This window comes from Clostridioides sp. ES-S-0048-02, assembly GCF_020658495.1.
Taxonomy (GTDB): Bacteria; Bacillota; Clostridia; order Peptostreptococcales; family Peptostreptococcaceae; genus Clostridioides.
Genome location: NZ_JACVWH010000011.1, coordinates 102,399 through 113,806, shown reverse-complemented (window position 1 = coordinate 113,806; position 11,408 = coordinate 102,399). Strand labels below are relative to the sequence as shown.

General features: G+C 30.3%; 10 protein-coding genes. All 10 read right to left on the bottom strand.

Going from position 1 to position 11,408, the window contains the following annotated elements; all coding sequences use genetic code 11:
• Nucleotides 1-290: 290 nt before the first annotated feature.
• Entirely contained in the window at nt 291-485 is a 195-nt protein-coding gene (locus IC173_RS14530; protein ID WP_227483267.1) for a hypothetical protein, read from the bottom strand.
• A 314-nt stretch (nt 486-799) separates the two neighbouring features.
• Entirely contained in the window at nt 800-2,332 is a 1,533-nt protein-coding gene (gene lysS / locus IC173_RS14525) for a lysine--tRNA ligase (protein WP_227825042.1), read from the bottom strand.
• Between the two features lie 14 nt (nt 2,333-2,346).
• On the bottom strand, nt 2,347-2,826 hold the full coding sequence (greA, locus tag IC173_RS14520) for a transcription elongation factor GreA (RefSeq protein WP_021386470.1): 480 nt from the start codon (nt 2,824-2,826) through the stop codon (nt 2,347-2,349).
• Nucleotides 2,827-2,934: 108 nt separating this feature from the next.
• On the bottom strand, nt 2,935-3,903 hold the full coding sequence (gene dusB, locus IC173_RS14515; RefSeq protein WP_227831462.1) for a tRNA dihydrouridine synthase DusB: 969 nt from the start codon (nt 3,901-3,903) through the stop codon (nt 2,935-2,937).
• Nucleotides 3,904-4,039: 136 nt separating this feature from the next.
• Nucleotides 4,040-4,810, bottom strand: a complete 771-nt coding sequence (locus tag IC173_RS14510) for a type III pantothenate kinase (RefSeq protein WP_227437521.1) — start codon at nt 4,808-4,810, stop codon at nt 4,040-4,042.
• An 18-nt stretch (nt 4,811-4,828) separates the two neighbouring features.
• Nucleotides 4,829-5,419, bottom strand: coding sequence for an ECF transporter S component (locus IC173_RS14505; protein WP_227483268.1), 591 nt, complete (start codon nt 5,417-5,419; stop codon nt 4,829-4,831).
• A gap of 196 nt (nt 5,420-5,615) precedes the next feature.
• Nucleotides 5,616-6,575 carry a P1 family peptidase gene (locus IC173_RS14500; protein WP_227855758.1) on the bottom strand — a complete coding sequence of 320 codons (960 nt, stop codon included), beginning with the start codon at nt 6,573-6,575 and terminating at the stop codon, nt 5,616-5,618.
• The gene (locus IC173_RS14495; protein WP_227836338.1) at nt 6,568-7,545 is read right to left on the bottom strand and encodes a biotin--[acetyl-CoA-carboxylase] ligase; all 978 of its coding nucleotides are present in this window, start codon (nt 7,543-7,545) and stop codon (nt 6,568-6,570) included. The genes IC173_RS14500 and IC173_RS14495 overlap by 8 nt, the downstream gene beginning before the upstream one ends.
• Before the next feature lie 318 nt (nt 7,546-7,863).
• Nucleotides 7,864-9,834, bottom strand: coding sequence for an ATP-dependent zinc metalloprotease FtsH (ftsH, locus tag IC173_RS14490; RefSeq protein WP_227437529.1), 1,971 nt, complete (start codon nt 9,832-9,834; stop codon nt 7,864-7,866).
• A 33-nt stretch (nt 9,835-9,867) separates the two neighbouring features.
• Entirely contained in the window at nt 9,868-11,256 is a 1,389-nt protein-coding gene (gene tilS, locus IC173_RS14485; protein ID WP_227855757.1) for a tRNA lysidine(34) synthetase TilS, read from the bottom strand.
• Nucleotides 11,257-11,408 lie beyond the last annotated feature (152 nt).

Genomic DNA, 11,408 nt, shown 5'->3' with positions numbered 1-11,408 from the left:
ATAAAAGTTTATCAGGCTCAGATACTATTGTTATCTAAATATCTGGCTTTATGGTTTGTTTCTTGTTTTTATAAATTAACCTACTGTTTAATTTTCAAAGTTCATTTTTCATGTTTGCCCTTTTCTTGGGGACAAGTAATACTATATCACCTTAAAAATAATTCGTCAATACTTTTTTTGTTTTTTATTTTAAAAAAGGTTATAACTCTTTGTTTTTTTTAATACTTTTAACTAAAACTAACAGATATAACCCTTGATATTACAAGTAACACATGCATATACAGTTTTTCCTATTTTGCAATTTTATTTTCGTAAGAATATGAGTTGGCTCTGACTCTATCTGCCCAAACATTTATACTCTTAACTTTATTAACCTTAGTTGTACTTTCAAATATATCCATTGCATCCTTACAAAAATATACCATAACATCAAGAACTAAAAATCCAATACAAACTAAACATAAAAAATCAATTACTTGAAACATCACACATTCCCCCAATAATTTTTTATATATAGTATTCTCAAAAATTATTCCTTTTTCCTTCCCAAAAATTACTTTAAATATTTTCATAATAAATTACTTTCAATCATATTTTCTAAATATAAAGTTCCAATCAACAAAAACTAATATCAATTTGTAACGTTTGTTGGTAATTTATAAATTAAATACATGAAAACTTCTTTAGAACATATAAAAAGCATTCTACATTGACATTTTAAATAAAATAAAGCTATTTATTGATAATTTAATAGCTCTATTTTATTTAAAACTTAGTAAAATGCTTGTATTTTTTATTTTTATTTTTCTTCTTCTTCTTTATTTTGATTATTATCAATAGGTTTCATAGTAGGGAATAATAATACATCTCTTATAGATGGAGAATTAGTTAATAGCATAATAACTCTATCTATACCTATTCCTAGTCCACCTGTAGGAGGTAAACCTACTTCTAATGCTTTTAAGAAATCATCATCCATCTCAAAAGCTTCATCATCACCTAATTCTCTTTTTCTCAATTGGTCCATAAATCTTCCTTTTTGGTCAATTGGGTCATTAAGCTCAGAAAATGCATTAGCTAACTCCCATTTATTAGCAAAAGCTTCAAATCTATCAGTTCTTCTTGGGTCTTCAGTATTTCTCTTAGATAATGGAGATACTTCAACTGGATGATGTGTTATAAATGTTGGTTGGATTAATTTATCTTCTCCAAACTCTTCAAAGAAAGCATTTATTACTTCCCCTCTTCTCATTCCAGGCTTTATTTCTATTCCTTTTTCTCTAGCAACTTCTAATGCTTCTTCATCTGTATTTATTGCAGAAAAATCTACGCCAGAATATTCCTTCACACAATCTTCCATAGTCATTCTCTTCCAAGGAGGTGTAAAGTTTATTTCTGTTCCTTGATAGTTGATTATCATGCTTCCTGTAGCAACTTCAGCCATATGTGCAACAACATTTTCTGTTATCTCCATCATATCAGTGTAGTCTGCATATGCTTGATATAATTCTATAGCAGTATATTCAGGATTATGTTTTAAATCCATACCTTCATTTCTAAACATTCTTCCCATTTCATAAACTTTATCAAATCCACCAACAATAAGTCTCTTTAAGTATAATTCGTTTGCTATTCTTAAATACATTGGTATATGTAAAGTGTTATGGTTAGTTATAAAAGGTCTAGCATTCGCTCCACCAGCTATAGTATTTAATATTGGAGTCTCAACTTCTAAAAATCCTCTGTCATCTAAATACGCTCTCAATGCCTTTAATGCTTTCGTTCTAATTAAAAAAGCATTTTTTACTTCTGGGTTCACTATTAAATCAACATATCTTTGTCTATATCTTAATTCTTGATCTTTTAATCCATGATATTTTTCTGGTAAAACTTGTAAAGATTTGCATAATAATACTACAGATTTAGCCTTTACAGATATTTCGCCCCTTTTAGTTCTAAATATTTCCCCTTCAATACCAACTATGTCTCCAATATCATATGTTGAAAATACACTATATTCTTCTTCCCCTATAGCATCTAATCTTACATAAGATTGAATTCTTCCTTCTTGGTCTTGAATATCTATAAAACCAGCTTTACCTTGTATTCTCTTGCTCATGATACGTCCTGCTATTTTTGTAGTTTGACCTTCAAGAGTTTCAAAGTTATCTTTTATTTCCATAGAATAATGAGTTCTATCATATCTACTTTCTTTGAAAGGGTCTCTACCTGATTCTTGTAATTTTTTTAGTTTATCTCTTCTTACTTGAAGTACTTCACTAAGGTCTTCTTGAATTTGTGCTTCTTCATTGCTTTGTTGATTATTTTTCATTTTTTTCCTCCAGATTATCTTCTTATTTCTAATATTTCAAACTTAGCAACTCCATCAGGAACTTGCACCTCTACAACCTCTTTAACAGCTCTTCCTAAAAGCGCTTTTCCTACAGGAGATTCGTTTGATATTTTGCCATCATATGGGTCTGCTTCTGTTGAACCAACTATAGTATATTCAACATCTTCATCAAATTCTAAATCTTTAACTTTAACTATTGAACCTATTGTAACAACATTAAGGTCTATTTTGCTTTCATCTATGATAACAGCTTTTCTAACCATATTTTCTAATTTTAAGATTCTTTCTTCAACCTGTGCCTGTTCCTTTTTAGCTTCATCATACTCAGCATTTTCAGATAAATCACCAAAAGATATAGCAACCTTTATTCTCTCTGCAACTTCTTTTCTCTTTACAACCTTTAAATTCTCTAATTCTTCTTCTAATTTATCGTATCCCTCTTGTGTCAATAAAAACTCTTTATTCTCTTCCATTATAAATACAACTCCTTCACAAATTTCTTAGGAATTTTCCTAATTATATTTTAAAATTTTTATAATCTTTTTTTAATTTATGCGCTATATTATAAGTCACTATTATTTTTATGTCAAGGAGTCTTCCATATAGTACTCCAATTTCGACACAACTTCTTGATAGTCTTCTATTTTATTAATTTCATCTCTTAATCTTGCAGAGTTTCTAAGACCTTTTAAATACCAAGCGATGTGTTTTCTCATTTCCCTTACAGCTACATACTCTCCATGTTCTTCTACTGCAAGCTTTAAATGTTTAATGGCAGTACTTATCTTTTCGTTAAGAGTTGGCTCTGGTAAAATCTCGCCTGTATTCATATAATGGTTTATTCTTTTAAATATCCATGGGTTACCCTGAGCACCCCTACCTATCATTATAGCATCACAACCCGTTTTGTCTAACATATTTATTGAATCTTCTATTGTAAATACATCACCATTTCCTATAACAGGTATATTTAAATTTTTCTTAATATCTGCAATTATATTCCAGTCTGCTTTACCTGTATAATATTGCTCTCTCGTTCTTCCATGTATTGCTAAAGCACTTATTCCACAAGCTTCTGCTATCTTTGCTATCTCAACAGCATTTATACTATTATCATCCCATCCTTTTCTTATTTTTAAAGTAACTGGTTTCTTTGAATTCTTCACTACTGCCTTTAATACCTGCTCTGCAAGTTTAGGATTTTTCATAAGTGCTGAACCATCCCCATTTTTAACTACTTTTGGAGCTGGACATCCCATATTTATATCAAGGATTTCATTTGAATATTCGTTCATTATTTCTGCTGCTCTTCCCATAAAATCTGGCTCAGAACCAAATATCTGAACAGCTACAGGATGTTCTTCTTTTTCTATCTTAAGCATTTTTTTAGTATTTTCATCATCATAGCAAAGTGCCTTACCATTTATCATTTCTGTATATAAAAGTCCACATTCTTGTTCTTTACAAATTAATCTAAATGGAAGGTCTGTTACCCCTGCCATAGGTGACAGAAAAACTTTATTTTTTAATTCTAAATTTCCTATTTTCATCGTTTTTCTCCTATTTTTTCCTTTGTTTTTGTGATTTTATTTCTAAATCTGCATTTCCTCATTATAATATACCACATAACACTAAAAAACTATCATAAAAAGGGAACTGGATATATAATCCAATTCCCTGTATTAATTATTCTTGGTTTTTTTCATATATTATTCTTAATCCTTCTAGCGTTAAAAAACCATCTACATAATCTATACTTTTTGTTTCTGAAGCAATTAGTTTAGCTAGCCCACCTGTAGCTATAACTTTAACATCATCACAATTTAATTCTTTTTTCATCATATTTATTATTTTATCAACTAAACCTACATATCCATAAATTATGCCAGATTGCATAGCTGATACAGTACTTTTACAAATAGTCATACCTGGTTTTGCTAATTCTACTCTAGGCAATTTAGATGCACTTTGGAATAATGCCTCACTAGATATCTTTATTCCTGGTGCTATTGTACCCCCTAGATATTCACCTTTTTCAGAAATAGCACAAAATGTAGTTGCTGTTCCAAAATCTACAAGTATACTTGGTGCCCCATATTTTTCTATGCCTGCTACAGCATTAACTATCCTGTCTGCTCCAACTTGTTTTGGATTATCATATTTTATATTTAGACCTGTTTTTATGCCTGGACCTACTATCAATGGATGCTTTTTACAGTATTTTATACAAAAATTTTCAAGAGAATGCATAACGTTTGGAACTACAGATGATATTATTACATCATCAATAGCATTTATATCCACATCATCATACTTAAATAAGCTACTTATTAGAATTCCATATTCATCAGATGTTTTTTCCTTATCTGTTTTAATTCTCCAATAATTAACTAACTTGTCACCTTTATATATACCTAAAACCATATTAGTATTTCCAACATCAAATACTAGAAGCATATGTCATTAACCTTCTTTCTATTTTTTGCTTTTCTTAAGTACAGCAGCAACGGCAGCTACTACTAAAGCTCCTACTATTGCTTCTGGTACTCCATTTGCTGCGGCAAGAGCCATTATAACCTTTCCTGCTGAACCATTTTGACCCATTGCTTGAAGATACTTGTCAGCATATAAGACATATATCATTCCTAAAACACCAGCTGTATTTAACAAAGAACCTACAGCTCCTGTAATTAATCCAGATATGTATACCTTACTTGTAGCATTGATTATTAGTTGATATACATAATAGGCCAATATACCTATCATAACTCTTGGCAATATTGAAACTAATGGATTTATAAAAACAAAAGATGTTACCGTTGGGTTTACTATAGCGTTTAAAAGACTTGATACTCCAAATATAAAGCCTATTGCTGCCCCAACTATTGGTCCTTCCATAATAGCTCCAATAATAACTGGTATATGCATTATAGTTGCTTTTGTAGGTCCAACTGGAATAAATCCCAATGGAGTCATAGATAGCATAATAGAAATAGCTGATAGTACCCCTATTATAGTCATCTTTCTTACATTTACTTTTCTTACTGATGCACTTGTGTTCATCATAAAAAATACACCTCCGTTCCAGCTCACTAACGATGCCGGACTACTTAATTTTTTGATTTTTCTTACTCTTGTTTCTTATCATTATGAGTCAGGCTACTACTTTCAGGATGCCTGCTCTAACAAGAATAATTTTATCAAGATGAGTTGTCATTGTCAACAATTTGACAAGAAAAATATGCTAATTTCATCATATTTCTCATTTTTTTACTATGTCTTTATATGCTATTATATTTTCTACACTATCAGCTTTTTTTACTGCATTTATTATACTTTTTTCCACAGCCTCTACAGCCAATGAACCTAATAACGTTATATCTACTTCTATTTCACCTTTTGACATTGTGAATATTGTATCTCCATCGTGAGGTGTATGGATAGGAAAAATAGCTTTTGCATACCCATCATGACCCATTTGAGATATTTTTTTACATTCAGCTTTAGTCAGTTTAGCATTCGTAGCTATAACTCCAATTGTAGTATTATCTATACTAAATCCACCTTTACTTACACCTTGTTTCATCAATTTATATGTATCAATTGTTTCTGTTTTTTTATCATTTAAGGCGCCTGCTATAACCTTACCATCCTCATAAACATCTCCAAGAGCATTTACAGCAATTAATGCAGATACAATCAAGCCATTATCTAGTTTTATAGAATAACTTCCTATTCCACCTTTCATAGCATATTCTTGCCCTCTTATCTTTCCAACAGTAGCTCCACATCCTGCTCCATAATTACCTTGATTTAAAACAGTTGTATTTGCCACCTCACAAGCTTTATAACCCATTTGTATATCTGGTCTACACTTAAAATCTCCTACTCCTAAATCAAATAAAACTGCTCCAACAACTATAGGAACTTTTCCAACTCCAACATCAAAACCAATTCCTCTTTCTTCTAAGTATCTACTTACTCCACAAGTAGATTCAAGACCATATGCAGAACCTCCTGCTAAAACTATAGCATGAACTTTTTGAACCATATTTACAGGGTCTAATAAATCGGTTTCTCTGGTTCCTGGAGCCGACCCTCTTACATCAACACCACAAACTGCACCTTCTTCACAAATCACTACTGTACATCCAGTCAGCCCTATTCTATCCTCAACTTGCCCAACCTTTAAACCTTCTATATCTAAAATATTATCATACATATCCATTTTCTCCTCTTATAGAAACTTCACCCGAAACAATTTCTTTTACACTTCCATCACTACCCTGAACTACTAAGTTACCATCTTCATTTATATCTAAGCATTTAACTAATTCTTTATCATTTCCTTTTAGTACATATATATTCTTATCTATAATAGCAGAATAATCTCTACATATTTTTAAAGTTTCTTCTTTTGAGTTATTTGCAATATAATCTAAATATAACTTTTCAAATTCAGCCAATACATTTCTGACAATATCTACTCTAGACAATTTGTATCCTTCTTTATACAATGAGGTAGCTTTCTCAGCTATTTCTGAATCAAAGTCCATTATTTTAACATTTATTCCAATACCAAGAACAACATAATTTGTTCTTTCAATCTCAGCAGACAATTCTGTTAGTATACCACATATTTTTTTCCCATTTAAAATAACATCATTTGGCCATTTTATCAAAGTCTTTGCCCCTAGATTATTTAAAGCTTGTGTTACACTTGCTCCTGCTATTAAAGTTATAAATGGTGCTTTAAACGGTTCCATATCTGGTTTTAGAATAATACTCATCCAAATTCCTTCATGGGGTTTGGAATCCCAAGTTCTTCCTAATCGTCCTTTTCCCATATTTTGATGTTCACTTAAAATCACAGTTCCATCTATACTATTCACAGCCACTCTTTTTGCGTATTCATTGGTTGAATCTATAGTATCAAGATGCTCAATATTCTTACCAATAAACTCTGTATTTAATTTATAGTAGATATTCTGTGGACTTAATAAATCAGTTGGATTTTCTGTTAATCTATAACCTTTTTTATTTACAGATTCTATATTATATCCCTCTTCTTTTAGAGCTTTCATATGTTTCCATATAGCTGCACGTGACACACCTAATTGCTTTGACAACTCTTCACCCGAAATAAACTCAGATTTATTATTTAATATAATTTCTATTATCTTCTCTCGCATACTTCACCTCTAATATGATATGATTTCATGACTTCTTTTCTTCTAATAAGTAATTATACATTATTAATATATTTTTAATACTAGTAATTTTAAAATTCCTTTTTAATATATTATCATAAGTAAACTTATATACCCATACCATTAATTCCCATAGCTTAATATTTTGCCTAATCTTTGCTAAAATCACAAAAAAAACTGAAAGTATTAATTAGATTGATATATGCAAATATACTTTGTTTATCAATTTAACATTATACTTTCAGTCTTAATATTTAATCCTTAATAGATAATACTCTTAAAATAATCAATATTTTAAAATTATTTATCTTCATCAGATTTATTTTCTTGATTTTTATTTATATCAACAACATTGTTTCTTTCTTCTCTATCTTTTTCTAGATTTATAGTTAATTGCTCTTCATTTTCTTTAGGAGAATTTTCCTCAGTAATTGCATTTTCAATATCATTTAATGGTAATTCTTTATTAAATGCTTTTATAAATTGATCTGCATCTAAGGTTTCATAGATAAGTAAGGCTTGTGCTACATACTCCAGTCTATCCATGTTTTCTTGTAATATACTTCTTGTCTTATCATATGCACCATCAACTATACGTTTTGTTTCTTGGTCTATCTCAAAAGCAACCTCTTCAGAATAGTTTCTCTTACTTGAAAAACTATTACCTAAAAATACTTCATCATCACTGTCAAATGACATTGGACCAAGTTTAGAACTCATTCCATATTTTGTTACCATACTTCTTGCAGTAGCTGTAACTCTTTCTAAGTCATTTGATGCTCCTGTAGAAACATCTTTTAGCACTAACTCTTCTGCTACTCTACCTCCAAGTAAAACTACTATGTTCTCTTTCATCTCATTTTTAGTAGCATAGAACTTATCTTCAACAGGAAGCTGCATTGTAAATCCTCCTGCTCTTCCTCTTGGTACTATTGTAACTTGATGAACAGGACTTACTTCCTCAAGTATATGAGCACAAACTGCATGCCCGCCTTCATGATATGCTGTAAGTCTTCTTTCTTTTTCACTTATTACTCTCGATTTCTTAGCTACACCTGCTATAACCTTTGTTATAGCTTCTTCTATAGTTTCCATCTTAATTTTCTTTTCTCTTTTTCTAGCTGTTAGTATTGCAGCTTCATTCATTAAGTTTTCTATATCAGCAGGAGTAAATCCTGGTGTTCTTCTAGCTAATACATCCATTTTAACATCATCATTTAGCGGTTTATTTCTTGAGTGAACTTTAAATATAGCTTCTCTACCTTTTACATCTGGTGTACCAACAACTACTTGTCTGTCAAATCTTCCTGGTCTAAGTAAAGCTGGGTCAAGTATATCTGGTCTATTTGTTGCTGCCATGATTATTATACCTTGGTTTACTCCAAATCCATCCATCTCAACTAGAAGTTGATTAAGAGTTTGTTCTCTTTCATCATGACCTCCACCAAGACCTGCTCCTCTCTTTCTACCAACTGCATCGATTTCATCTATAAATATTATAGCTGGAGCGCTTTTTTTAGCTTGCTCAAATAAATCTCTTACTCTTGAAGCCCCAACCCCAACAAACATCTCAACGAAATCAGAACCACTTATACTGAAAAATGGCACTCCTGCTTCTCCAGCAACTGCTCTTGATAGATATGTTTTACCAGTTCCAGGAGGTCCTACCATAAGCATTCCTTTTGGTATCCTTGCCCCTAATTCAATATATTTCTTAGGATTCTTCAAGAAGTCTACTACTTCTTGTAAATCTTCTTTTTCTTCATCCAATCCAGCTACATCTTTAAACGTAACTCTAGTTTTTTCATCATCCTTATGAACCTTAGCCTTTGACTTACCAAAGCTCATAACCTTTCCGCCTCCACCTTGAGACTGATTCATAAATACAAACCAAAGAATTACCATAAAGAATATTAACAGTAATGTAGGTAGCATCTCAACAAACCAAGGTGTAGATGGTTTAGCTTCACCACCAAATGTTAATTTTCCAGCCTTAGCTTGATCTAACACTTCATCTGCAAGTTTATCTCCCATTATTTCTGTTGGAACATATGATTTAAACTTTGTATTTGTATCTTTTATAGTACCTTCTACAGAAGTTTGATTTACAAAGTACAATCTTGATATATTCTCATCTGTTAATTCCCTATATACTTGGGAAAATTTTAAATCTTTTATTTTTTCTGTAGGCTTACCTGAGAATTGAACTATACCTACTATAATTATAAAAACAAGTAGATAAAAACCTGCCCCTTTTAGCAACTTATTCAATATAGAAGCCCTCCTTTCATACATTGCTTTGCCCTATAATTTGTTAAAATTAATTTTTAATACTTCTTTTGTGCTTTCATCAATTTTATAATTCTCACTGATTTTATAATCTCCAACACATATTATTCCTTCACTATCTGTGATTATAGGAATTTTACATCTTTCTTCTCTTGGGATTTTTAAATCTATGAATAAATCCTTCACTTTTTTACTTCCCATAGCAAGTTTTATCTTATCACCTTGCCTTCTGCTCCTTATTACTATACCCCCTTTTACCTTATTAAAATCAAACCCTTTAGATGAATTGTCTAATTTCATACTCTTATACCTATCTATACTCATTACTTGGGTCTCAATAATTTGTTTTAATTCTTTTATTTTTATAAACCCATTACTAGGTATATTGTAATAAAATTCAATTTCCTCACTAATAATTTCCTCATTGGTTAATATTATACTGTCTTTTTTTCTATAAACAAATATATTTCTCGGAAGAGTTATCATTTTATTTACTTTTGAATCACTTTCTAAAGACATTATGTCCTCTATATGTTTTTGATCAACAAAATTAGTATCTCCTAGTATATGTTTTATAGAATTTCTAAGAACCCTAACTTTGATAGCATCATGTAAGCAAATAAAATCTTCTAAATTTATCTCTACAAAGCTCTTTTCTTTTATATTTGAAACTTCTCTAAATTTAGCTTCTGCCTCTTTCTCAATATAATCGTTGTCACTTTTTAAGCTATTGCTCATCCTCACTATAGATTCTATTACATTTGAATTAAAATTATCCTTCATATATGGTAAAAGGTCTAACCTTATTTTATTTCTAGTGTATATGTTTTCTAAATTTGTTTTATCTATTCTAGGATTTAAATTATAAGCCTTACAATATTCCTCTATATCTATTCTCTCTACATCCAAGATTGGTCTAATTATACAGTTATCTCTAATGTAATCAATTCCTTTTAACCCTTTAAGACCTGTTCCTCTCATAATACGCATCATGACAGTCTCAGCTTGGTCATTGAGATTATGGCCTATAGCTATTTTGTTAGCTTTAATCTTATCCTTAATTTCATAAAACATTTCATATCTTAGCTTCCTTGCTCCTTCTTCTAATGATAACCCCTCATTTTCACAATATTTTGGTACATTAATAGACTTTACAAAGAATACAATTCCCATATCCTCACAAAGCTTAGATACATATAATGCATCTTTTTGAGCTTCTATTCCTCTTATTTGATGATTTAAATGTGCTGCATATATTTCTATATTAAAATCTTTTTTTAATCTATTTAGTACATGCAATAAACAAACTGAATCAGGTCCTCCAGAAAGACCCAAAACTATTTTATCGCCTTTTTGTATTAAATTATGTTTATTTATAGTACTTAGTACCTTATCAAATATCATATTTATCCCTCTTACACTTAGTTTTATTCACTTTTAAGTATACTTTCTATAAAAAAACGCTAAACCCTTGTATCAATTTTAAGAAATTAAAGTTTAATATAAATATAATAATACCAAATAAATTAAATAAAAGGTAGTTTTTTCACTACCTT